The sequence below is a fragment of the Desulfotruncus arcticus DSM 17038 genome (genome assembly GCF_900113335.1).
In the GTDB taxonomy this organism is placed as follows: domain Bacteria; phylum Bacillota; class Desulfotomaculia; order Desulfotomaculales; family Desulfallaceae; genus Desulfotruncus; species Desulfotruncus arcticus.
This window is the reverse complement of sequence record NZ_FOOX01000007.1, coordinates 22,626-46,260: the sequence shown is the minus strand read 5'-3', so window position 1 is coordinate 46,260 and position 23,635 is coordinate 22,626. Positions and strand designations below refer to the sequence as shown.

At 51.9% G+C, this 23,635-nt stretch carries 20 protein-coding genes; 2 read left to right on the top strand and 18 right to left on the bottom strand.

The genetic code is table 11. The features are described from left to right. Positions 1-91: 91 nt before the first annotated feature. From BM056_RS10600 to BM056_RS27240, 3 genes are all read right to left on the bottom strand, one after another. The gene (locus BM056_RS10600) at positions 92-1,423 is read right to left on the bottom strand and encodes a gluconeogenesis factor YvcK family protein (protein WP_238456413.1); all 1,332 of its coding nucleotides are present in this window, start codon (positions 1,421-1,423) and stop codon (positions 92-94) included. 78 nt (positions 1,424-1,501) lie between these two features. Further along, positions 1,502-2,362: an RNase adapter RapZ gene (gene rapZ, locus BM056_RS10595; RefSeq protein ID WP_092471387.1), complete on the bottom strand. Its 861-nt coding sequence runs from the start codon at positions 2,360-2,362 to the stop codon at positions 1,502-1,504. A gap of 163 nt (positions 2,363-2,525) precedes the next feature. Beyond that, positions 2,526-3,338 (bottom strand): PHP domain-containing protein, encoded by an 813-nt coding sequence (locus BM056_RS27240; protein WP_165613469.1) that lies wholly within the window; start codon positions 3,336-3,338, stop codon positions 2,526-2,528. 273 nt (positions 3,339-3,611) lie between these two features. Between BM056_RS27240 and BM056_RS10585 the strand changes: the two genes are divergently transcribed. Then, on the top strand, positions 3,612-5,009 hold the full coding sequence (locus tag BM056_RS10585; protein WP_092471386.1) for a phosphoglucose isomerase-related protein: 1,398 nt from the start codon (positions 3,612-3,614) through the stop codon (positions 5,007-5,009). A gap of 32 nt (positions 5,010-5,041) precedes the next feature. Here BM056_RS10585 and BM056_RS10580 read toward each other — a convergent pair whose 3' ends face one another. The 8 genes from BM056_RS10580 to BM056_RS10545 form a co-directional block, all read right to left on the bottom strand. After that, positions 5,042-6,067 carry an ROK family protein gene (locus tag BM056_RS10580; RefSeq protein ID WP_238456412.1) on the bottom strand — a complete coding sequence of 342 codons (1,026 nt, stop codon included), beginning with the start codon at positions 6,065-6,067 and terminating at the stop codon, positions 5,042-5,044. Continuing rightward, positions 6,018-6,827, bottom strand: a complete 810-nt coding sequence (locus BM056_RS10575) for a Cof-type HAD-IIB family hydrolase (protein ID WP_092471385.1) — start codon at positions 6,825-6,827, stop codon at positions 6,018-6,020. Before BM056_RS10575 ends, BM056_RS10580 begins: the two co-directional genes overlap by 50 nt. 136 nt (positions 6,828-6,963) lie before the next feature. Further along, positions 6,964-8,817: an excinuclease ABC subunit UvrC gene (gene uvrC, locus BM056_RS10570; RefSeq protein WP_092471552.1), complete on the bottom strand. Its 1,854-nt coding sequence runs from the start codon at positions 8,815-8,817 to the stop codon at positions 6,964-6,966. After that, the gene (gene uvrA / locus BM056_RS10565; RefSeq protein WP_092471384.1) at positions 8,813-11,626 is read right to left on the bottom strand and encodes an excinuclease ABC subunit UvrA; all 2,814 of its coding nucleotides are present in this window, start codon (positions 11,624-11,626) and stop codon (positions 8,813-8,815) included. The genes uvrC and uvrA overlap by 5 nt, the downstream gene beginning before the upstream one ends. A gap of 319 nt (positions 11,627-11,945) precedes the next feature. Further along, positions 11,946-12,338, bottom strand: coding sequence for a type II toxin-antitoxin system VapC family toxin (locus BM056_RS10560; RefSeq protein WP_092471383.1), 393 nt, complete (start codon positions 12,336-12,338; stop codon positions 11,946-11,948). Further along, positions 12,320-12,604: an AbrB/MazE/SpoVT family DNA-binding domain-containing protein gene (locus BM056_RS10555; RefSeq protein ID WP_114319284.1), complete on the bottom strand. Its 285-nt coding sequence runs from the start codon at positions 12,602-12,604 to the stop codon at positions 12,320-12,322. Before BM056_RS10555 ends, BM056_RS10560 begins: the two co-directional genes overlap by 19 nt. A 163-nt stretch (positions 12,605-12,767) precedes the next feature. Beyond that, positions 12,768-14,795 (bottom strand): excinuclease ABC subunit UvrB, encoded by a 2,028-nt coding sequence (gene uvrB, locus BM056_RS10550; protein WP_092471551.1) that lies wholly within the window; start codon positions 14,793-14,795, stop codon positions 12,768-12,770. A 109-nt stretch (positions 14,796-14,904) separates the two neighbouring features. Then, on the bottom strand, positions 14,905-16,401 hold the full coding sequence (locus tag BM056_RS10545) for a sugar ABC transporter substrate-binding protein (protein ID WP_092471381.1): 1,497 nt from the start codon (positions 16,399-16,401) through the stop codon (positions 14,905-14,907). Positions 16,402-16,772: 371 nt separating this feature from the next. Here BM056_RS10545 and BM056_RS10540 point away from each other — a divergent pair, with 371 nt between their 5' ends. Then, positions 16,773-17,081: a DUF2508 family protein gene (locus tag BM056_RS10540; protein ID WP_092471380.1), complete on the top strand. Its 309-nt coding sequence runs from the start codon at positions 16,773-16,775 to the stop codon at positions 17,079-17,081. On the opposite strand, the gene BM056_RS10535 is transcribed toward BM056_RS10540, so the two are convergent. The 7 genes from BM056_RS10535 to BM056_RS10505 all read right to left on the bottom strand — a co-directional run bounded on the left by BM056_RS10535 (position 17,078) and on the right by BM056_RS10505 (position 23,633). Next, positions 17,078-17,656 carry a uracil-DNA glycosylase gene (locus BM056_RS10535; RefSeq protein ID WP_092471379.1) on the bottom strand — a complete coding sequence of 193 codons (579 nt, stop codon included), beginning with the start codon at positions 17,654-17,656 and terminating at the stop codon, positions 17,078-17,080. The two genes, BM056_RS10540 and BM056_RS10535, sit on opposite strands and share 4 nt — an antisense overlap. A gap of 11 nt (positions 17,657-17,667) precedes the next feature. Further along, positions 17,668-18,480: an SIR2 family protein gene (locus BM056_RS10530; RefSeq protein ID WP_092471378.1), complete on the bottom strand. Its 813-nt coding sequence runs from the start codon at positions 18,478-18,480 to the stop codon at positions 17,668-17,670. Continuing rightward, positions 18,474-19,037 carry a non-canonical purine NTP pyrophosphatase gene (locus BM056_RS10525; protein WP_165613468.1) on the bottom strand — a complete coding sequence of 188 codons (564 nt, stop codon included), beginning with the start codon at positions 19,035-19,037 and terminating at the stop codon, positions 18,474-18,476. Before BM056_RS10525 ends, BM056_RS10530 begins: the two co-directional genes overlap by 7 nt. Positions 19,038-19,278: 241 nt before the next feature. Beyond that, a complete protein-coding gene (locus tag BM056_RS10520) occupies positions 19,279-19,479 on the bottom strand; it encodes a CooT family nickel-binding protein (RefSeq protein ID WP_092471376.1) in 201 nt (66 codons plus the stop codon). 175 nt (positions 19,480-19,654) lie between these two features. Further along, the gene (locus BM056_RS10515; protein WP_435050960.1) at positions 19,655-20,926 is read right to left on the bottom strand and encodes a PDZ domain-containing protein; all 1,272 of its coding nucleotides are present in this window, start codon (positions 20,924-20,926) and stop codon (positions 19,655-19,657) included. Positions 20,927-20,952: 26 nt separating this feature from the next. Continuing rightward, positions 20,953-22,113, bottom strand: coding sequence for a S41 family peptidase (locus BM056_RS10510; RefSeq protein WP_092471374.1), 1,161 nt, complete (start codon positions 22,111-22,113; stop codon positions 20,953-20,955). A 386-nt stretch (positions 22,114-22,499) separates the two neighbouring features. After that, positions 22,500-23,633 (bottom strand): murein hydrolase activator EnvC family protein, encoded by a 1,134-nt coding sequence (locus BM056_RS10505; RefSeq protein WP_238456411.1) that lies wholly within the window; start codon positions 23,631-23,633, stop codon positions 22,500-22,502. Between the last annotated feature and the right edge of the window lie 2 nt (positions 23,634-23,635).

Here is a 23,635-nt window from a genome sequence, read left to right as displayed (position 1 = left end):
TTAATGGTGCCGCTGCCGTAGACAGAACAAACTGGCCGATATTGCCACCCGTTCGCTCCGCATAAAAAAACGTAAAAGCAGTGCCCTTGTTTTACAGGACAGCGCTGTCTTTTTCAATTTGCTTATTCTTTAAATAACTATTAATTGGAATAACCCTTTCCGGGTAACGTTCTCCGCACACAATCCGCAAAACCAGGCGGGCCAATTTGTCCGGATGGTGTCTTACCATATTGCCTTTTTGTAAAAGTTTTCCTGTTATAGGAACAACCCCCATATCCCTAACGGCGTGCAAATCAGCCTCCACAGGAATAGCCCCTTCCCTGCGGTAACGTCCCAACAGCCGCACCGGAACAACTCCGGTATTAATTATCATGTAATCAATGATGTTTCCCGCATGATCAACCAGGGAGCGCAGGTGGCGGGAAGCGGAATAACCTTCTGTTTCTCCCGGCTGAGTCATTACATTGCAGATATAAACCTTAATCGCCCGGGAAGCGGCGATGGCTTCCGGAACACCCGGAACCAGCAGATTTGGCAGTATACTGGTATAAACGCTGCCCGGACCCATAATAATAGCGTCCGCTTCACGAATGGCTTGCAAAGCTTCATCAGTCGGCCTGCAATTGCCCGGCTCCAAAAACACCCGTTTAATTTGACCGCCACCGTAGGGAATGCTGGATTCGCCTTTAATCGTTGAGCCGTCTTCCATCTCAGCACATAATCGGACATCAGCCAGCGTAACCGGAAGCACCTGTCCCCTTATGGCCAGAACCCTGCTCAGACCGCGCACAGCCGCATCAAAACCTCCGGTAATATCGCAAAGAGCCGCCAGCAGGAGATTACCCATATTATGATCTTTTAATTCCCCGGAAGGGAAGCGGTATTGCAGCAATTCCTCCATCAAAGGCTCCCGGTGCGCCAGAGCTACAAGACAATTTCGCACATCGCCGGGCGGCAAAATACCTAAATCCCCGCGCAGCCTCCCGGAACTGCCACCGTCGTCCGCAACGGTAACTATTGCAGTCAAATTTCCAGTGTACTCCTTTAACCCCCGGAGTAAAACAGGTATACCCGTGCCACCGCCGATAACAACGATACGCGGTCCTTTTTCCAGATACCGCTTGGCATAAATTATATCCAACAGGCTGTTTCCACCCGGTATCACCGGTCCCACTACCGACCGGAAAACACGAAATGCCCCGTATCCGGCCAGACAAAGGCCGGAGAACATGATCAACAACCCCAAAACCCATATGGAATTACCGGCAACACCGTAAAACAACTGGTTAATTAATACCCTGGAACCGGCATATACCGAACCGATAATCATAACCCCGCCGGCACTGACCAGTAAAGCGCCAAGCAGCACCAGTGCAATCCAGCGTTTTACCTTCATGCCGGGGTACAGCCATCTGATCAGCATTGAGTGAGCACCCCGCTTACTTGAAAAAAATTCTTAGATAACCAGGAGGACGGTTCCCACGGTTAGTCCATAACGACATTACACGTTTTTGCCGATATCCCTGTGGCGAACGGTAACTCGATAATCCTTTTTATTTAAAGTATCACCCAACCTGTTGGCCAAGGCCACCGAACGGTGCATTCCCCCTGTGCAGCCGATTGATATCATCAGGGTTGTTTTCCCTTCGTTGATATAACAGGGAATCAAAAACTCGACTAACTCAGAGAATCTTTGCATAAATTCAGCAGTTACCGGGGAATCAAATACAAATTCTTCAACAGCGGGATCATTGCCAGTAAGAGGCCGCATAACCGGATTATAAAAAGGATTAGGCAAAAAGCGCACGTCAATAACCAAGTCGCTGTCCAGCGGAATTCCGTATTTAAAGCCGAAAGAGATCACCGAAACCAATAATTTGGTTTGAGTATCCCCGCTGAAAAGTTCCGCCAGTTTTTCTTTAAGCTGCCGGGGAGTGAGGTTGGAAGTATCAATAATTACGTTGGCGCAACCCCGAATCTCTTCCAACAACACCCGTTCCTCTTGAATGCTCGGCAGCACCTCGCCGGTTCCCAAAGGGTGACGGCGCCTGGATTCCTTAAACCTCCGAATTAGTACATCATCAGATGCTTCCAAGAACAGAACTTCAAAATAAATCTTGTTATCGTGCAATTCATCAAGTATTTCTGCCAGATCCCGAAAAAAATCTCCGCCGCGAATATCAACAACTAATGCTATATTATTAATCCTACGGGCGGTTTGTGCACATAGCTCGGCAAATTTGGGAATCAATGCAGGCGGGAGATTGTCCACGCAAAAATACCCTAAATCCTCCAGGCTCCGCATAGCCTGGGTTTTGCCGGCCCCGGAGAGACCGGTCACTATAACCATTCTCGCAAACATTTAAAAATCCTCCCTATTTACCTTCATTTACCTTCTATTAACATTACTTCCTAATTTCATGTTTAAACTTATCAATTAACTTGCCCATCCGGGGTTTAATTTACATAAATCACTCGATACGTGCCGGTAAACACGCTGCACAGGGTGTTTTGCGGCACTTAAACTACGTTAGTCGCCTGCTGGATGCCGGGTGACTGTAGAAATTACCGGCGGTAGCTTGTTCTACTTCCAGTACGGGCTGTCCTTTGCGGGCGTTTAAAACCTGAGCAGGCGATACCCGATTCTTTTCCAGCAGGACCATTCCTTCAGCCACTTCACCAACTGATTCCGGGTAATGGGCGTCACTGTTAACCACCAGAGACACACCCCATTTGAGAGCAGCCTTGATCACTTTATCCCGGTCATAGCGGTGGCCCGCATTAATTTCCATAGCGCACCCCCTATCCGAGCAAGCCCTGGCAATCTCATCCAGATCAACATCCATCATCAGGCCGGGATGACTAATAAAGGTTAGCCGGTTTTTATAAATTGCCGCTGCCAGAGCTCTGGTGTTGGTCTCGCGCATCATTTCCCGCAACCACCCGGAATAACGGCCCAGCCAATTGGGCAAAATCCAAGTCAGGGTTTGCTTAAAAGACTTACACCACACCTGGGGGTGTAGCCCGGCAATTAAAATGTCCAACTCACCGGCCACCTCGTCAGGTATGTCAATATCACCGTCCAGGCTTATAACATTGGCCTCGGCTCCTATCAATACTCGTATAGAATACTTTTCAGCCAATCTGGCCGCTTGTTTTTTTAACTCCAGGTAAAACCGGGCCGCTTTGATGCCGATGAACATGCCGCGGGGGCCGTGATCAGTAATTGCAACCTCATCCAGACCACGGCGAGCTGCTGCCGCAACAATCTCTTCAGGCGTCATACTGCCGTCGCTGTAAAAACTGTGCGTATGCCAATCTGCGTATAATTGCAACATACATTGCCCCTAAAAAATATAATTTATATTCTTTAATTTTATTGTTTTTTTATTTTTATAAAAGGAATAGGTATTTTATGTCAAATATATACTACTAGGTGCAGATATAATTTTGGGTTCCGCCTGGCGTTACGGTAATTCTATCTCAAAATTAATAATTTAATTCGCCGGCAACTATTGAATTACCTTTATCGGGCTCCCTTTAGTCAGGCGCTTAAACCATTACGGCAGTCAACTGCCAATCTTTAAAAAAATATCTAAGGATGTGATCCCATGCAAAATTTAATTAACGTTGATATTGGCCACTTAATCGGCAAAGAAGAACAGGCCGGTTCTATTTCCCCCAATGAATATGCAAAGTTTGCGGAGAAATATGGTGGGGTATTTGAGGCAGTGCAATCGTCGTTAAGAGAACGAAAATCTCAAATGACACTTTCTCTGGATGAGGAGCCAAAGATACCTGAGATAAAAACTCTGGCTGAGGAATTGGCCGCAAAGTATGAAAATATTCTGCTGCTGGGCATCGGAGGGTCGGCTCTGGGGGCCAGAGCGGTTTTGCAGTTCTTAAAAGGACCTTTTTTTAACCTGGAAAAACATGAACAGCCACGGATTTTTGTATTGGATAACATCGACCCGGTGATAACCGGAAAAATAGAGGAACTAATCGACATCAGCAAAACAGCCATTATATATACCAGTAAATCAGGTTCCACACCGGAAACGGCGGCCCAGTTTATTTACTTTTACAACAAATACCGCTCAGCGGGAGGCGACCCCCGCGATATCGTGATCTGCTGCGACCCCGGCGATAACGGAATCAACCGGATTGCCCGGGATTTAAACTGCCACCTGCTGCACATTCCCCGCAACTTGGGTGGAAGATATTCCGTATTATCCTCGGTGGGGTTCCTGCCGGCGGAACTGGCCGGAATAGACAGCTACAAGCTGCTGGCGGGCGCCCAGGCGGCGCACGCTTACATCACCGGCACACCAGCCGGCCAAAACGCGTTATTTGCCCTGGGCTCCTGCTTGCATGAACTATCCCTGCGGGAAAAACCCATCCACGTCCTGTTCAACTACAGCAACCTGTTGTATGAATTCGGACTGTGGTTCGTACAGTTATGGGCGGAAAGCCTGGGGAAAAGGCTGTCGCTGTCCGGAGAAGTGGTAAAAGCCGGGACAACGCCCCTCACCAGTCTGGGCGCCACCGACCAGCACTCCATCCTGCAGCTTTTCAAGGAAGGCCCGGATGATAAAGTTTTCGGCTTCGTCAGAATTGAAAACGTTCCCGGGGACATCACCCTGCCCGGTGAATTCGCCGGGGAAAAGGAATACTCATATTTTGCCGGCCACACCATGAACGAGCAGCTCCATATTGAGCAGCTATCAACAGAAATGAGTCTGGCCGGCGCCGGAAAACCCTGTTACCGCATCAGTGTAAGCGAAATCTCGGAAGAATGTCTGGGAGCGTTGTTCTACTTTTATGAGGCACTGGTGGTTTATACCGCGGCGCTGTGGAACATCAATCCCTACGATCAGCCCGGAGTGGAAGAGGGGAAAAATATAACTTATTCCTTAATGGGGAGACGGGACTACAGCCACCGGCGCGAAGAATACCGGCAGGCCGTTGAAAAATATGACAGTGAGAGGAAAAACTTTAACCTACCTTAAAATAAGCTGGTACCGAAATAGAGGCATGGATGCTAAACGCCCTGGCTTTTTTCTAAGGCCAGGGCCAGGGCTCCCATAACCCCGGCTTCCTCGCCCAGGGCGGCGCGAACAATAGACACTTCCTGTAAAGCTGAACTAAGGGCGCAGCGGCGTGTTGTTTCCAGCATGGCTTCCCATAAAATCGAGCCGGATTGCATAACACCGCCCCCCAAAACCACTACCGAGGGGTTGAGCAAATTGAGGATACCGGCCACCGCCATACCCAGATACCGCCCGGCATCCCGCATAATCAAGATGGCCTCCCCGTCGCCATTGGAGGCAGCTGCGGCAACAACCCGGGCGGACACTCCGCCCCGGTCACCTCCGGCCCGGGATAAGATACCCAAACCGCGGCCCTCCGCGACCAAAGCCACCGCACGTTTCGCTATGGCCGTTCCGGAGGCCAGCGCTTCCAAACAACCCAAATTACCGCAGCCGCAGCGCGGGCCATCCGCAGCCAAGGTTATATGGCCGATTTCGCCGGCCCCGCCCGAAAACCCGTGGTAGATCTTGCCGCCCAGGATCAACCCGCCGCCCACCCCGGTGCTGACTGTAATATAAACCAGATTATCCGCACTCTGCCCGGCCCCGTAGACACACTCGCCCAGAGCGGCTAAATTAGCGTCATTATCCACATAAACGGGCAATTTAAGCCTACTGCCCAGTATTTCACCCAGGGAAAGGTTTTGCCATCCCAGATTGGGGGCTAAATAAACAACACCCGTTTGCGGATCAAGCGGCCCGGGGACCCCGATTCCGGCTGCCGCGACAGCTTCAGTCGAAACCCCGGCTTCCCGCAGTGCCACCGCAACCGATGTTACTATCTCATTAATCACATGATCCTGCCCCAGGTCCGCCCCGGTTGCCACCCTCACCCTGCTGAGCACACTGCCTTGCCGGTCAGCCACCGCAGTAAGAATTTTAGTTCCGCCCAAATCGACACCTACAACATAGTTGCGGCTCAAATAATCACCCCAAAATGAACTTTTCAACCACTTCGGCCACTCCGCACTCTTCATTGGAACAGCAGACATAATCCGCCCGTTCCTTGATTTCCGGCCGTGCATTGCCCACAACTACGCCCAGTCCGGCGTAATCAATCATTTCCACATCGTTATAGCTGTCTCCAACGGCAATAATTTCATCCTGTCCAACCCCATAGTGGCCGACAATGGAGGCCAGGGCATCACCCTTGTTGGCCAGTGGATGTGAAAACTCCAAAAAGTGGGGCTTGGATTTGGTGATGTGCAACCGGTCGCCCAAAACCGGTCGCACCACCTGCGCCAGTCGGTCCAGCTTTTCTTCCCGGGACACCACCAGCACCTTGGTGGGATCCTGACAACGTTTTTCCAAAAAAACAGTCAGGTCACCCACCGCTTCAACCGGAATTTTAGACATGATTCTGTATTGCTCGCTTTCCCTGGTATGTTCTGCAACATAAAGGTTATCGTCAAGATATACATTAATAGGATATCCGTATGGTTTGACCAGCGCAATCACTTCCAGTGCCTCTTTTAAGGGAACCGGACGGTGAAACAGAGTTTCGCCCGTAACGGCATGGCGTACCAATGCCCCCTGGTAGGTAATCAGATAATCCTCCACCCCTAGTTCCCGGGCATAGGGAACAGCGGACCGGAACATCCGCCCGGTGGCCAGCGTAACTCGCACCCCTGCCTCCCTGGCCATGCCGACGGCCGCGCGGGAGCGCTCCGGCACCTTAAACCGGGCGTCCAAAAGTGTATCATCCAGATCTAAAGCCAGCAACTTATACTTACTCAAATTCGATACCCCCGTTGCATTTAGAATTCAGAAGTCAGGAGTCAGAATTCAGTATATTAGGAGACGATAAAATGTTCTCTTATCCCGACTACTGACTCCTGACTACTGATTCCTGTCTCCTGAGTAGTTCATAGCATTATTCACTAAAAAAGTCAAATACAGCTTGGGCCGTCCGGCTGTTCATCCCGGGAACGGCGGCCAACTCCTCCGGCGTGGCCTCCTTGATCTTCTCAATCGTCCCAAAACGCAGCAACAACTCCCTGCGCCTGACCGGCCCGATCCCCTCAATTTCCTCCAGCATGGATTTAAGGTTGCGCTTGCCGCGTAACTGGCGATGGTAAGTAATAGCAAACCTGTGCGCCTCGTCCCTGAGCCGCTGCATTAACTTCAGCGCGGGTGACTCCGGGGAAAGCCTGACGGGCTCAGGCCTGCCGGGCAGGAAAATCAATTCCTCTTCCTTGGCCAGGCCACAAACGGGAATGTTGGCAAACCCCTGCTCCTGCAGCACCGCAACAGCAGAGGAGAGCTGCCCCTTGCCGCCATCCACCACAAGCAGGTCCGGCAGGCGGTGAAATTTCGCCTTCTTGCCGGACATCTGCCCGGTATTGATCAATTCCCTTTCCTCGCGGCCCCGGGACAACCGCCTGCCCAGCACCTCCCGCATGGAAGCAAAGTCATCCGGACCTGCAACGGTTTTAATTTTGAATCTCCGGTATTGCTGCGGTGTCGGTTTCCCTTCCTCAAACACCACCATGGAAGCCACAGATTCCACGCCCTGGGTATTGGATATATCAAAGCATTCCAGTCTGCCCGGCGGTGCCTCCAACCCAAGTGCTCCAGCCAATTCTTCCAAAGCTTTTTGAGCATCCTCCTTGCGGGCGGCCCGGTCTGATTTAACTTCTTCCAGGATCAACAAAGCGTTCCTGCCCACCAGGTCCACCAGCTGCTTCTTTTCCCCCCGCAAAGGCCTGGCAATATACACCCTGGCGCCTCGCTTCCCGGTAAGCCAGTGTTCCAGAACCTCAGTTTCAGCAGGCGTAATCTCCTCCACCAGTATCTCCCGGGGAATAAATTCCGCCCTCAGGTAGTATTGCTTGATAAAGGCGGTAATAACCTCGCCCCTGTCCATCATCCCGGTACCGTCCAGCATAAACCGCTCGCGCCCGATCAGCTTCCCGCCGCGCACAAAGAAAATCATTACGCAGCACTCGTCCTCACCCCGGGCCATCGCCACAACATCCCGGTCTTCCCGGTCGGCGTACACCACCTTTTGCCTTTCAATTACTTTTTCCACCGCCTGAAGCTGGTCCCTCAATTCCGCGGCCCGTTCAAATTCCAGATTCTCAGCGGCGCTTTCCATCCGTGCCCGCAGTGCCTTGACCAATTCCTCCTGCTTACCCTCCAGGAACAACAGCACCCCGTCCACAACCTTACGGTACTCCTCCGGCGTCACCAGCCCGCAGCACGGCCCCAGGCATCTTTTGATATGCTGGTTCAGACAGGGCCTGCTCCTGGGCAGCGGAGACTTTTGCTTACAGGTGCGGAGGGGAAACATGCGTTTTAACAAGCGCATCGTTTCGTGCACCGCCCCCACCTGGGTATAGGGTCCAAAATAACGTGACCCGTCCTTAACCACCCGGCGCGTGATGAAAACCCGGGGGAATTTCTCGCCCAGCGTCACCTTGAGGTAAGGGTAGCTTTTGTCGTCCTTTAAACAGATGTTATAGCGAGGCCGGTGCTCCTTGATCAAATTAGCCTCGAGAATCAGCGCCTCAACCTCGGAGTCAGTGCTGATATACTCAAAATCCCTGGCCCGGCCCATCATCGCCTTAACTTTGGGATCGCGGGCCGCAGGCGCACCAAAATAAGACCGCACCCTATTTTTAAGCGATACGGCCTTGCCTACATAAATAATCTGTCCTTCCCCATCCCGGAATAAATAAACCCCCGGCTTTTCCGGCAGCTTGCCTAATTTTTCCCTCACCCTAATCCCCCCTGAGGGCCCTGAGGAAGAGGGCGGTGTGGGAGTCGAAGGACCGGGCGACCTCTTCGGGGGTGCCTGTGACCAATACTTCGCCACCCCGGGCCCCGCCTTCCGGGCCCAGGTCGATGATATAGTCGGCGGTTTTAATCACGTCCAGGTTATGCTCGATTACCAGCACGGTGTCTCCCGCGTCCACCAGCCGGTGCAGCACCTCCAGCAGGCGGTGAATATCCGCAATGTGCAGTCCGGTGGTGGGCTCGTCCAGGATATACAAAGTTTTGCCGTTGGAACGCCTGGACAACTCCGTGGCCAGCTTAACCCGCTGCGCTTCGCCTCCCGATAATTCAGTCGCGGGCTGTCCCAGCCTGATGTACCCCAGTCCCACATCATACAGCGTCTGCAGTCTGCGCTGAATTTTAGGCAGGTTTTTAAAAAACTCCAGCGCCTGTTCCACCGTCATATCCAGCACGTCGGAAATGCTTTTGCCCTTGTACTTGATCTCCAGCGTTTCCCGGTTATAGCGCTTGCCTTTGCAAACCTCGCAGGGAACGTAAACATCCGGCAGAAAATGCATCTCGATTTTAATGATGCCGTCGCCATGGCAGGCCTCGCAGCGCCCGCCCTTGACATTAAAGCTGAACCGGCCGGGACGGTAACCCCGGGCCCGGGCCTCGGGCAGTTGGGTAAACAAGTCCCGGATATCAGTGAAAACCCCGGTATACGTGGCCGGGTTGGACCGCGGCGTGCGCCCGATGGGCGACTGGTTGACGTCAATCACCTTGTCCAGGTATTCCAGTCCGCGGATTTCCCGGCAGGCGCCGGGTTTGGTCTTGGCCCGGTTCAATTCCTGGGCCAGCTTCTTATATAATATTTCATTCACCAGGGTGCTTTTGCCGGAACCGGAAACCCCGGTTACACAGATAAACAGCCCCAGGGGAAAGTCCACATCAATATCCTTTAAATTGTGCTCCGCGGCGCCCATCACGGTTACCTTTTTCCCGTTGGGCCGGCGGCGCTCCGCCGGCACCGGGATTTTCTTTTGCCCGCTCAGATACTGGCCGGTAATAGATTCGGGAACAGCCAGGATATCCTCCACCGTGCCGCTGGCCACCACGTGGCCGCCGTGTACCCCCGCGCCTGGTCCGATATCAATAACATGATCAGCCTTCATAATAGTTTCTTCATCATGCTCCACTACGATCAGAGTATTTCCCAGATCCCTCAACCGCTCCAGCGTTTCCAGCAGGCGTCGGTTGTCCCGCTGGTGCAGCCCGATGCTGGGCTCGTCCAGAATGTACAGCACCCCCATCAGGCCACTGCCGATTTGCGTGGCCAGGCGAATGCGCTGCGCCTCCCCCCCGGACAGCGTTCCCGCGGCCCGGTCCAGCGTCAGGTAGTCCAAACCCACGTTCACCAGGAACCCCAACCGGGCGTTAATTTCCTTCAACACCTGCCGGGCAATTATGCGCTCCCGCTCGCTTAAATCGAGCCCTTCCAAAAACTGCTTCGCATCCAGCACAGATAAAGAGGTTACCTCGTTTATGGGCCGGCCCCCGATCTTCACCGCCAGCGCTTCGGGCTTGAGTCTGGCCCCCCGGCAGGCGGGGCACGGGCGGGTGCTCATGTACTGTTCAATTTCATCCCGCATATAGTCTGAATTCGTCTCCCGGTAACGCCTGCTCAGGTTATTAATCACACCTTCAAAGGGAACCCGGTAGGTATGCCTGTTACCGTAGCTGTCCGTAAGATTAACCTTAATGATTTCATGTCCGGTGCCATAAAGTAATTTATCCAGGTGGGCGGAATCCATATCCCGCACCGGCGTATCCAGGTCGAACCCGTAATGGTCGGCAACAGCCTCCAGATAGCGCATGCCGTTAAGGCTTTTGAGCCACGGCTCGATGGCGCCCTGACGCACTGTTAAACTTTTATCGGCAATGACCAGTTCGGGGTCCAGCTCCATTTTAAAACCAAGACCCGTACATTCGGGACAGGCCCCGAAGGGGCTGTTAAAGGAGAACAGACGGGGCGCAATTTCAGTTATATTAATGCCGCAATCAACGCAGGCAAAATTTTCACTGTAAACAATCTCTTCACCGTCAACCACCGCGGCAACAGCCACGCCGCCCCCGTGCTTCAGCGCGGTTTCCAGCGAATCAGCCATCCGCTTGGCGGAACCGGGGCGGACAACAATCCGGTCGACAACAATCTCGATGGTATGCTTTTTATTTTTATCCAGCTTAATTTCTTCATTGATATCCAGAATTTCACCGTCCACACGAACGCGGACGAAACCCTCGCGGCGGATTTCTTCCATTAGCTTCACATGCTCGCCCTTTTTGCCCCGCACAACCGGAGCCAAAAGCTGCAGCCGCGCGCCTTCCGGCAGCTCCAGCAGCTGGTCCACTATTTGCTGCACCGTCTGGCGGGTGATGGGCTTGCCGCACTGCGGGCAGTGGGGCCGTCCGGCCCTGGCGTACAGCAGGCGCAGGTAATCATATATCTCGGTAACTGTTCCAACGGTGGAACGGGGATTGTGGCTGGTGGTTTTTTGGTCAATGGAAATGGCCGGGGACAGGCCCTCGATATAATCCACATCGGGCTTGTTCATCTGGCCCAGAAATTGGCGGGCATAAGCCGAAAGTGACTCCACGTAACGGCGCTGGCCCTCGGCGTAGATGGTGTCAAAAGCCAGGGAAGACTTGCCCGAACCGGAAAGCCCGGTAATAACGACCAGCTTGTCCCGGGGGATCTCTACGTTGATGTTTTTCAGGTTGTGTGCGCGGGCGCCCCTGACTACTATTTTGTCCTGCATTATACCCTCCGTAAAAAACATAAGTATTAGAATTTAGGAGTCAGAATTCAGGAGTCAGGAGTCAGAATATTTAATAGCAATAAACTATTCTCTCGTTCTGACTCCATAGTAACTGCAATTATTTCAAATTGGCACCACTGATAAAATAGATTCGTTACTTTTTGTCAAACATTTGTTCCATATAAATATATCACATAATATTCCTGAATCAAATCTATTTTTTATTATTCAGTAGTCAGTAGTCAGAATGCCTTAGCCCAGTCTATTATTCTGACTACTGACTACTGTCTCCTGACTCCTGCTCCTAATAACAGGCTGTCTATAATATATTAAACCCATAGAGTGCGAAATTATCATCAAAGGTAAATACTTTATCGATACCCAGCCGCTCCATCATGGCAAAGCTTACGGCATCGGCCAGGGTGCAATCGCCGCCCCTGCCGGTAAGCAGTATCTCCCTGGCCCGCTTTTCATCTTCTTCCGTAGCGCGCTCCACCGGCCAGATATTGCTGCGAACCCACATTCGGGCGGCGTCGTGACCCAATCGAGCCGCAAGCAGGGCATGGGTCTCAGTTAAAATGTAGTTGGTCAAAACAGGCATAACCTTTTCCTTCTGCATCCGGCGCAAACTATCCAAAGCCTGGTCATGATTTCTATCATTGCGGCAGAGCACAGCATATATGGCGCCGGTATCTACCAGGGCTTTTTGCATCCCGCTACCTCTCCTTCCGCAATAAAGGCATCATGGACCTCCGAAACGCCATCTGCCCCAAACCCGTCCTCAAAAACCCCCACCATATCCCAAATTGGATCGCCTTCGGCCAGAGGTTCAACCTCATATACCTTTTTCAACATCAACACATCGCCTTTAACAGCCACAGATAACCGCGACCCTTTATCCAAAAGAAGCTTGTCCCGGTACTCCTTCGGCAATGTCAACTGCCCCTTACTGGTCAGTGTAACCAGTTCATATTGCAAAAAGCCCAGCCCCCTCCCACTTCCATATCCTACTCGTTGCTGTTCAAGTAATCAGAATTCAGTAGTCAGAATTCAGAACACTTCGAAACGATAAACCGTTCTCTTATTCTGACTCCTGACTTCTGACTCCTCCTCTTTACTATATCAGAGGTAAATATTGGAATCAATATATGGTTTCGGAGATGGTGGGGGAGATGCGATTATCGCGGCCGCGCAGTTCCAGGCGCAGTTCAATGATGGCGTCTCTGAGCCGGGCGGCCTGTTCGAATTCCAGCCGGCGCGCAGCGTCCTGCATTTCTTTTTCCAGCCGGGCCAGCATTTGCTTGATTTCTTTTTTGGTCAGCCGGCCTTTCTTGTCCTCGGCCTCATAAATAGCCGGCATTTCCGCCACCTTGGTGGCCTCAATCACCTCATGCACCGCCTTGCGAATGGTTTGCGGAGTAATGCCGTGTTCCAGGTTGAACGCGGTTTGAATCTTGCGGCGGCGCTCGGTTTCCCCAATGGCTTTAGCCATGGAGTCAGTCACTTTGTCGGCGTAAAGAATCACCCGCCCGTTGACATTCCGGGCGGCCCGGCCGATGGTTTGGATCAGCGAGCGCTCGGAGCGCAGGTAACCTTCCTTGTCGGCGTCCAGGATGGCCACCAGGCTTACCTCGGGCAGGTCCAAACCCTCCCGCAGCAGGTTGATCCCCACCAGCACGTCAAAGGTGCCCAGCCGCAGGTCCCGGATAATCTCCATCCGTTCAATGGTGTGCACTTCCGAGTGCATGTAGCGGACCCGAATACCGGTCTCGCGCAAATAATCAGTGAGATCTTCGGCCATTTTCTTGGTCAGGGTGGTAATCAGCACCCGTTCTTTTTTGGTCACCCGGCTGTTTATTTCACTGATCAAATCATCGATTTGCCCCCGGGTAGGCCGCACGGTTAGCTCGGGGTCGATCAACCCGGTAGGCCGGATAATCTGCTCCACCACCTGGTCGCTGAGCTCTAATTCATAAGGGCCCGGCGTGGCGCTGACGTATACCACCTGGCCCAGGTGCCGTTCAAACTCCGCAAAGGTCAGCGGCCTGTTGTCGAAGGCCGAGGGCAGGCGAAAACCGTGCTCCACCAGCGACTCCTTGCGGGAGCGGTCCCCGGCGTACATGGCCCGCACCTGGGGAAGGCTGGCATGCGATTCATCGATGACCATGATGAAATCGTCCGGGAAATAGTCCAGCAGCGTGTACGGCGGCTCACCCGGCCGGCGCTCGGTCAGGTGCCGGGAATAGTTTTCAATACCGCTGCAAAACCCCATTTCCTGCATCATTTCAATATCATATCTGGTGCGCTGCTCCAGCCGCTGGGCCTCCAGCAATTTATCCCGCTGCCGCAGCTCATGCAGCCGCTCCTCCAGCTCTTCCTCTATTTTGCTGATGGCCCCTTGCATCCGTTCCCGGGAAGTGGCGTAGTGGCTGGCGGGATAAACCATTACATGCTGCCGTTCCCCGGTAATCTCACCGGTCAGCACATCAAATTCCAGCAGCCGCTCCACCTCGTCGCCAAAAAAGTCCACCCGGATGGCGCGTTCCGAGTTGCCCGCCGGAAATATCTCCAGCACGTCGCCCCGCACCCGGAATTTGCCCCGGGTAAAGTTCATGTCATTGCGCTCGTACTGGATGTCCACCAGGCGGCGCAGCACCGCATCACGGTCGTATTCGCTCCCTTTGCGCAGTGAAAGCACCAGAGTGCTGTACTGCTCGGGGTCGCCCAAACCGTAAATGCAGGAAACACTGGCCACAATGATCACGTCCCGCCGCTCGAACAGCGCGCAGGTAGCCGAGTGGCGCAGCTTATCTATTTCATCATTAATGGAAGAATCCTTCTCGATATAAGTATCAGTATGGGGGATATAAGCCTCAGGTTGATAATAGTCGTAATAGCTGACAAAATACTCCACCGCATTGTCCGGGAAAAACTCTTTAAACTCACTGCACAACTGTGCCGCCAGGGTCTTATTATGGGCCAGCACCAGCGTCGGCCGCTGCACCCGCTGGATCATCCGGGCTATGGTATAAGTTTTGCCGCTGCCGGTGACACCCAGCAGGGTCTGGTGCTTCAGCCCGTCCGCGAGGCCTTCAACCAGTTGATCTATCGCCTTGGGCTGATCGCCCCTGGGCTCGTAATCAGACTTTAAATTAAATTTATAATCCATACTGCTCACCCCGGCTAAAATTATATCATACCGCGCAATGGTAAAAAAACGCACGCCCAAAATAAAAAGCTCCGCATCCTAAAGATACAGAGCTGACTTGACTTGATTGTTACTGTCCCTGCTGGCCGCCGCCTTCGCCACCTTGACTCTGGTCTTGCCCCTGACCGCCTGTCGATTCTATTTTCTTTACTTCGCCGTCAATTTGTACTTCCATGGTTTTTCCTTCCATGGTGGTAATCTTTAGCATGGTTTTGTTTTGGGAGCCTTGCTGTCCGCCTTGTTGGCCCTGCCCACCCGGTTGATCCTGCTGCCCCTGCCGGCTTTGACCACCCTGGTCTCCATCCTGCTGGCCACCGCTCCGGGTTTCTTGCCGGCCGCCCTGCTGCTGCCCGCCCGCTTCCTTCAATTCTTTCCAGCGCTCTTGCAGTAAATAGGCGTTTTTAGAGGTTATCAAGCGGGCCGGCGCTATCCGGGCCGGAACACTGTAATCACCGTTATTCACCCGGGCGCTGTACTGCCAGTGACCGGTCCGGGCCAGATCCACAGCCGCTTCCAGGGCAAACAGCCCCAGCATTTCAGGCTGCACATCAACCTCGGCATCGTGCTCACCTTTTACCAGCTCCTGCGACGCTTTTTCGTCGGCACCAACGCCTACAGTTAACACGTTTTTATTAAACCCACCCATTTTAAGATATTCCACCGCCGCCATAGCCAGGCTGCTGTCGTTGGCCAAAATGGCGTCGACCTTTGCCCCCTTGCTCTTTAGCTCAGCCAGGGTGGCGGGCACTGCAGCCGGATCCCATAGCGGGTGATTGTAAACGCCGATAATGTTAATATCCTTTTGATCTTGCAAAGCCGCTTCCAGTGCGGCGGTAATCTCCCGGGCCGCCTGGTCCCGCGGGTCGCCCCCGAGAATTAAAACATTCAAAGGCCGGTGTTCGGGCAGTTGGGCGATCACAGTATAATCCACCGCACCTGTTATTGTTCCCTTGGCGCCACCGGGTGACGCAGTTATAGTGCCGGCTGCCGCTTCCTGCGAGCCGCCCTGCTGTCCGCCCCCCTGTCCGAGGTCTTCGGGGCGAATAACAGTACCGGTGGAAGGTGTTGACAGGCCCTTTTGGGCTTCCTGAGACCGCTGCAGCGCTTCTGTTAAGAACCGGGCCTGCAGACGGCCTACCAGTTCGTGGTCCGATGCGATGTAGCCATCCACCGGCGTATTCACCGGCAGGTTTTCCAGCACCACCACCTTGATGCCCTGCCTGGCCAGCTGCTCTACCATAGCCGGCGCAGCCGCAGGATCCACAGGTTGAAAAACTACCGCTTTTAATTCCTTGTCGGCCAACTGCTGCAGCTGCTTTTGCTGCTTGGCCGGATCATTTCCTGCATCCAGCCAGGTAACCTCGGCGTTTACCTTGGTCTTTTGCCCATCCACCGTTTTTTTAATTGTTTTATTTCCGTCCCGGTTCAAATCAGCCAGTGCAAATCCAATTTTAACCGGCTTTTCGGCGGGCTTGCGCTGCGGCTCATGCTTGCCGCAGCCAGATGTTGATAATAGCAGCATTAAAGCTGAAACCACTGCAAGTACCACCGGTATTGTCTTTTTCATCAACCCACCCCCGGGCAGTTTTAAAAATAAATTTTTGTAGCTATTTAGTACCTGCAACTTCTTAGGAGACAGGAGTCAGAAGTCAGGAGTCAGAATAAATGAACCGGGCTTGTGGTATTCTGACTACTGACTCCTGAATTCTGGTTACTGAATTTATAATTATGCTTTGCCCCGGGCATTCTCTTTATTCCAAATAAATTATGTTAGAACGTTAAGGTTGCTTCGAAAAGAACATCCAGTAAACCGTGCAGCAGAAAATCAGAGAGATTACCTGCGATTTACTTGATAAAATAACCGTTATAAAACTAATGCCTGGAAACAAATGGCATAAAAACACTGATCAGCGCATAGACATTTCTTGAGGTGATTTTATGAACGCGAGATACCTTGAGAAGTTTTTATTTTGGCTGTCACCGCTGGCCCAAAAACCACCCACGCTTCTGACTGCGGTTAATGAAGCAAAAAGGACCTGGAAACAGGCCCTAACAGATTTTAACCATATTACCGACAGGGATCTGGTTGATTTCGCCATCCACAACATTAAGGCTTCAGAACGGCGCTACATGGCCCTAATTAGAAAAGCCAAAGAAGAAGGGGTAGCAGCCTGGCCGGAAGATATTTGCACTACCGGCCCATCTGAGGAGGCTGAAGCCGGAAATCCAAAAGCACTGGCCGGTTAACTAATGCCCAGCTCATCCATTTTAGCCCGAATTGATTTTAGGTCGGCCCAGGCCTCGGCCTTACGCGATTCGTCACGCAAAAGAGCAGCGGGGTGGTAAGTGGAAGTAATCCAAAAGCCTTTGCGCTCCATCCAACTGCCCCGCACTCTGGTAATCCGTTCTTCCGGTCCGATAATGTGGCGCACCGCCGTAGCGCCAAGACATACGATAATCCCGGGCCGCACGATATCCACCTGCGCTCGCAGGAAAGGCAAACATTTTTCTCCCTCTTCCATGGTGGGAGTGCGGTTGCCCGGCGGGCGGCATTTGACGATATTGCAGATCATGGTGTTTTTTTCCCGGTTCAAATCTATAGCCGCCAGCATCCGGTCCAGCAGTTGGCCCGCCGGACCAACAAACGGGCGCCCTTGAAGGTCTTCCTGCTCCCCCGGCCCCTCACCCACAAACATAACCCGGGACTCCAGCACCCCCTCGCCGAACACCACATTGGTGCGCCGGGCAGCCAGCGGGCAGGCCCGGCAGCGCAAGCAAATCTGCTTTACCTCGTTCCATCTTGAAAGCTTACTTGTATCCATCTAATCTTCCTCTAATCCCGCAGCACCCTGTCCCGCAGGTCCTCCATGAAAGCCGTAAAGTCCGCGCAAAAATCATCGGAATCCAGGCAGATAATTTTCATGCCTTTTTTCCCATACACCGTGTCAAATACGTAATTGGGCTTCATGGTTACCATGTAAGCCTTGCAGTTCTCCTGCATCACCCGAAATAATTTGCTCCACATGTAACGGATATTGAGGTCCCTGAAGCTGTAGCCCAAAAAAAGCACCGTTTTGCCCAGAAGGTCCGAACGCAATTTAATATCCAGCGGCCCCTCCATATCCAACCGGTTATGATAGTCGGTCTCACTGATGACCAAAGTTTCATCAAGGTCAAGAGTACCATGAAATTTAACTATCTGGGTTATATTATCCGGGGCCTCCAAAATATCATCCAGCGTAGCAATTGTATAATGAGGCTCCTTGTGGTAACGGAAGGCCATTTCAATCATTTCATCAAAATTTGTGGTATATATTTTAGGAAATTTCATGTCAATAAGACACTTATGTGCCACCGAGGCACTGATGTCCACCTCAATGGAACGCAAATTGCGGTCAATAATTTTGCTGATCCGGTTTTTGCTGCCCCCGTGACAGATAATATGGTACTCTGCTATCTGCAAAAAGTCACCGTGCAGAGCCAGAATATCGGGCTCGATATCCAGGTCCTCGGCCACCCTGGCCATTAAAACATCCCACTCCGGCAGGCCCAGGTTGCGTGACAGCCCGGCGCCGACAAATGGAATGATTTTTTTGCCCTTGATCTCGTGAGCCAACTCATCAACAAGTTTATCATAGCTTACCATAGCTTCACCGCCTGACGGGTAAGGAATTTTTTAAATTGCTGCGCCGCCTGGCCGCGGGCTGAAATTTTATTCTTTTTTTCTACCGGCAGGGCGGCAAGTGAAGTGTCATACCCATCCGGAATAAAAAGGCATTCCCAGGTACCGGCGGGTCCTTGGGGCTCTCCTGCTATTTCACCCTGCAGTTTGGCCTCAAAAATATGTATCCGCTTACCACAGCAGTAGCCGATAATTGTTCGGACCACCGCCTTGCGGTTGGTTTCACACTGCATTAAGCGCAAAAAACCCTCAACCCCCAGTCGGCTCCAGATTTCCGGGGTCATGCCGCCGGGCAAATCATTGTAGACCTGGATACTGAGGCCGGTATGATCAACAAACAAAGGCGCCCTTTTTTCCGAAAACGCAATCAACACCTTGCTCCGCACAATCTCCCGCTGATCGTCCCCCTGCGGTTCACGCATATTGAGCCGGACCGGGATAAACCTGAACGGATCCAGCAGAAGCTCATATTCATTAATTTTTAACTGGTTACTGGTAACAAAACGCATTGGTTTATGCAAAAGATCCATCCCCTGTTACCTGAAAAATGCTATCGCCGGTTGTTTCATTCTAATTTCACTGACTACTGGCTACTAAATTATATTATTTTCTCTACCATTGTAACAAATCCTTTTAATAAAGAAGACTTGGTGGAGGGAGTCTTAGCGGCGGTTAACGAGATAAAAAAAGCCCGTAAGCGGTTATTCCGTCTCCGGGCTCTCATATTTCCAGTCTTTCATTTAATGTTCAGGCTTTAACGCTTCAATTCTCCTGGGCTTCTTTTTCTAAAATAATTTTATGGTCCACCAGCGCCAGCTCTTTAATCCTGGCTTTAATCAGTTTGCGCCGCCCGAAAATATCCTCCAGCACCAAACCGTCTCCCTCGGGTATTACCTTGTCGACCATTTCCATCAGCATTTCATCTTTGCCGTCCTGGCGCAGATAAGCGTTAGCTTCACACATGCGATAAATCACCTCCCGGTAAAGTTAAAAAACCACCTCGGTCATATGCATACTCATCTGCATATCATTTGACCTCCGTGGTCCGTCTCCACTGATACAGTGCGGGCCTTCATGACCCGATATATATTAATTATAGCCCCCTCCCGGAAACAGTGTCAACGTATAATTTGTGGCACTAAAGAGGAGGTGTGTCCCCTTTCCTCTTGTGCCTCTGCCAGAAATTTAAAAACCAGCGCCCCAGCGGACCGGCTGTGCTTACATCCACTACACCCACCGCTTCCGCCCCTTCAGGCACGGATAGGATGCCCAGGTGCTTTTCCCCTTTGTTAAAGGATAATTTCCCATGCATCAGGCGCCTTTTCCTCCTGCTGAAAAACTCCACCTGCAGGGGAGGGTTGACAGCATAGCTAATAGCGGCAAAATCAGACCTGCGTGTAACTGGAAACCCGTTTACCGCAACAATGACATCTCCGGACCTGATCCCGGCCCGCCAGGCCGGTGAGTCGGGGATAACATCCAGCAGCGCCAGGCCATCGGCACTGGGCACATATATCGGTTGGCCCTGCATTTCAGTTTTACGCCCGATATAAATAACCAGTTCGTGACCCATTGGCGAAAAAACAGCCGCTACAACGGCCAGCAGCACAGAATGGTCCGCCACAACAGCCAACAGCAGCAGTACCAGACTGTACAGTGCCAGGTAGCAGGCGGAAATTCTGCTCTTCTGCGCCGGGTTGCGGGCAATGGCCATATCCCCGTAACCCAGTGCGGCAACCACCGGCATCAAGGTGTAAATAACGTTTTCCGGATTGGCCACACCGGGCTTAATCAAAGGCCACCATTCGGGCATATCGACACTGCCCGGCGGGACATCCATACCCGTGATAAAGGCCAGCGCGGCGATGGGAATGGGCCAAAATTTCTGCAATGTAAACCCGCCCACCACCCGGCCGTCCCGGTCGCGAAAATACGAAGGAATTGCGCCCAGGTGGCCGCTAAACAGGATCAGTATGCTTTCCACCATGTGCAGCACCGCTACCAGGGCCAACACCTGAGAAACATTGATCTGGGGAAAACCAAATAATATCCGCGAAAGGGCCAGGATGCCGCCGGCATAGGCAAAGCAAATAAACCTGGCGTTAATCAGCATTAATATAATGGCCAGGGGCCAGATAAAAATGAGACCCGAGGTTAACGTCACCCCGATAACAACCATGAGCACGCTTCCCAGCAAACCTCCCACCAGCCCGAAAACAATAGCGGTTGCCGCTTCGTTCCAATTGGACTTGATGGGCACGCCATAGAAACTCTCTCTCATTGAATGCATGCGCCGGTACTGCAGCACCACCAGCACTACAACCACCCAGAATACAGGTTCGCGCAGCATTATTTCAATATTTACCAGAATCATGGGCAGGATGTCGTTAAATGGAAACAAAACTATCACCTGCTTAAATAGCCATAGCCTGAGTGTTACTTGATCTTGCTTTTAATTAATTCTTCTGCTTTTTCCAGCTGTTCATCCCCGGGGACTTCCGGCTGATCTTCCACCACAACATCAGGACTGATGCCTTTTTTGTGAATATTATGTTTGCCGGGCGTCAGATAGCGCGCCGTGGTCAGCTTCAGCCCGGCCCCGTTATCCAGGGGGAATACCGTCTGCACAATTCCCTTGCCAAAGGTTTTTGTGCCTACCAGTGTACCGGCTTTAGTATCCTTAATGGCTCCGGCTAGAATTTCAGCGGCACTGGCGCTGTTCTCATTGACTAAAACCACCATGGGAATGTGTACATAATTATCATCGGCCTCTTTAACTTCGGTATTGCCTGTACTGTATTCAATATAGACAATGGGACCTTGGGGAATAAAGTTATCAGCCACCCGGGTTGCAGAAATAAGCTCACCACCGGGGTTATTCCTGAGATCCAGAATAGCGCCCCGCATACCCTGATCACGCAATTCATTCAGAACTACGGTTAGCTCATCGGGAGTTTTTTCGTTAAACTGGCTGATCACCATGTAACCGATCCGGGTATCTGGAATCATCTTGCCCTCTGCAGTGGGAACACTAATTTCTTCCCTGGTGATATTTTTCTCCAGCGGTGTTTGGGATTCGCCTCTGATTACGCTAAGCTTAACCTTGGTGCCCACCGGACCGCGCATTAATCCAATGGCGGTTTCCAAATCAATACCCCGGACGTCCTTACCGTTAATGCCGACAATTTGATCGCCCTCTTTTACCCCTTCCTTATAAGCCGGCGTCCCTTCATAAACCCTGGCCACGGTTAGCAGCTCATCCTTAACCCCCACCAGTATGCCCAGGCCGCCGAAGGAGCCGCGAATTTGCTCTTGCAGCTGCTTATATGTATCCGGGTCCAGGTACACCGAGTAAGGGTCCTGCAGCGAATCCACCATGCCCTTGATGGCGCCGTCCACCAGTGAGGTAGTCTTCACCGGTTCTATATACTGGGATTTAACCAGTGAAATAACCTTAATCAGGTTGCCGACATGTTTATAGTTGCTTGCCAGAACCCCGCCCGCCGCAACAATAACCACAAAAAAAATAACAGCCAGCGCCGTCAGCCAGCGTGCAACTTTGTTGGGCCTTCTACCGAAGCTATTGTAATCGTACATGCTAAACCTCCCTAAGACATCAAGTATTCAGAATTCAGGAGTCAGGAGTCAGAATTCTAAAATACTTTGAGACCAATTAGCCATCACTTAATTCTGACTCCTGACTCCTGATTAGTCATAATTGTTTTCTTTAGGCATTCAGAGTTCAGTAGTCAGAATTCTAAAATACTTAGGAGATAATAAACCGTTCTCTCATTCTGACTCCTGATTAGTCATACCATATTATACTACATAATAGCCTGTTGAATTACAATAGCTAACAAAAAGGAGACAGGTCGTATTTTGCCAAAACCTGTCTCCTTATTTAGAAGTCATAATTCAGGAGTCAGAATAAATAATTGTCTCCTATCTTTTTCTCCTGACTACTGACTCCTGACTCCTGTTTTTTACCCTGGTGAAACATAATTCATGGGGTTAACCGCCGTGCCGTTTTTCCTCATCTCAAAGTGCAGGTGCGGTCCGGTGGACATTCCCGTGCTGCCTACCTTGGCAATGGTTTGCCCCTTTTCCACCGTCTGTCCTTGACCAACCAACTGAGCGGATAAGTGACCATACAGTGAAACAATGCCGCCCCCGTGGTCAATCATAACCACATTGCCATAACCGCTCATATAGCTTACATTAATCACTGTTCCGCCCTGAGTGGCTTGTACCAGAGTACCGGTGGGGGCCGGAATATCAACCCCGGCGTGCAGCCTGCTGGTCTTAAGAATCGGGTGAATGCGGTAGCCAAAAGGAGATGATATGCTGGTACGCCCCGGCAGCGGCCAGATATAGGCCCCGGTGGCAGCCGGCTGCTGCGGGCTGCTTTGCCTGGCTATCTCGCTGATGATAGCTTCTTCTTTTTCTTCCAGCGCCGCAACTTCAGCCTGGTATTGGGTTAAATCCTTTTTGGAATCCCCCAGCATCTGGCGTTTTTCTTCGCTTCTGGAGGCAAGGTCCATTCGTGCCGCTTGCTGGCGTTCCATTAAAGAGGCTATGGTTTGTTTCTGCTGCTGCAAAGCCTTTCTTTTTTGCTCCAACCCCTGCTTTAACGCCTCGACTTCTTCAACTACGCCGGCATCCCTGGACACCACCCGCTTAAGCATCTCATAGCGGTTCAAAAAATCACCAAAATCTCGTGAAGCCAGCAGCACGTCGAGGTAATTGACAGTACCGTTTTCATACATGCCCCGCACCCGTTTGTGCAATTCTTCAGTGCTGGCCTGAAGTTTCTCCTCGGCTTGTTTCAGCTCCCGCTCGTTTTTATCCAGACTGGCCAGGGCCTGGTCGAGCTGGGCGCTGAGATTGTTAATCTCCTGATTTTTCAGGTTAATTTCCCTGTCCAGCGCGGCTACATCATTGGCATAACTGTTTACTTCATTTTTTTTACTGGCTGCCTTCTGCTTTGTTTGCTGCAATTTCTGTCTGGTCTGCTGCAGCATTTCCTGCAAGGTCGCGCCATAAGCCGTCCCGCAGCCGGAAAGCATGGCAGCGGCCAGCACGGCTGCGGCCACTTTTTGTTTCCATTTCGAACTCAACC

Excerpts from the sequence above, each read along its gene's own strand:
- BM056_RS10600 (WP_238456413.1), bottom strand. The coding sequence starts at position 1,423 with ATGCTGATCAGATGGCTGTACCCCGGCATGAAGGTAAAACGCTGGATT.
- rapZ (WP_092471387.1), bottom strand. The coding sequence starts at position 2,362 with ATGTTTGCGAGAATGGTTATAGTGACCGGTCTCTCCGGGGCCGGCAAA.
- BM056_RS27240 (WP_165613469.1), bottom strand. The coding sequence starts at position 3,338 with ATGTTGCAATTATACGCAGATTGGCATACGCACAGTTTTTACAGCGAC.
- BM056_RS10585 (WP_092471386.1), top strand. The coding sequence starts at position 3,612 with ATGCAAAATTTAATTAACGTTGATATTGGCCACTTAATCGGCAAAGAA.
- BM056_RS10580 (WP_238456412.1), bottom strand. The coding sequence starts at position 6,067 with ATGAAGAGTGCGGAGTGGCCGAAGTGGTTGAAAAGTTCATTTTGGGGT.
- uvrA (WP_092471384.1), bottom strand. The coding sequence starts at position 11,626 with ATGCAGGACAAAATAGTAGTCAGGGGCGCCCGCGCACACAACCTGAAA.
- BM056_RS10560 (WP_092471383.1), bottom strand. The coding sequence starts at position 12,338 with ATGCAAAAAGCCCTGGTAGATACCGGCGCCATATATGCTGTGCTCTGC.
- uvrB (WP_092471551.1), bottom strand. The coding sequence starts at position 14,795 with ATGGATTATAAATTTAATTTAAAGTCTGATTACGAGCCCAGGGGCGAT.
- BM056_RS10545 (WP_092471381.1), bottom strand. The coding sequence starts at position 16,401 with ATGAAAAAGACAATACCGGTGGTACTTGCAGTGGTTTCAGCTTTAATG.
- BM056_RS10540 (WP_092471380.1), top strand. The coding sequence starts at position 16,773 with ATGAACGCGAGATACCTTGAGAAGTTTTTATTTTGGCTGTCACCGCTG.
- BM056_RS10535 (WP_092471379.1), bottom strand. The coding sequence starts at position 17,656 with ATGGATACAAGTAAGCTTTCAAGATGGAACGAGGTAAAGCAGATTTGC.
- BM056_RS10530 (WP_092471378.1), bottom strand. The coding sequence starts at position 18,480 with ATGGTAAGCTATGATAAACTTGTTGATGAGTTGGCTCACGAGATCAAG.
- BM056_RS10520 (WP_092471376.1), bottom strand. The coding sequence starts at position 19,479 with ATGTGTGAAGCTAACGCTTATCTGCGCCAGGACGGCAAAGATGAAATG.
- BM056_RS10510 (WP_092471374.1), bottom strand. The coding sequence starts at position 22,113 with ATGTACGATTACAATAGCTTCGGTAGAAGGCCCAACAAAGTTGCACGC.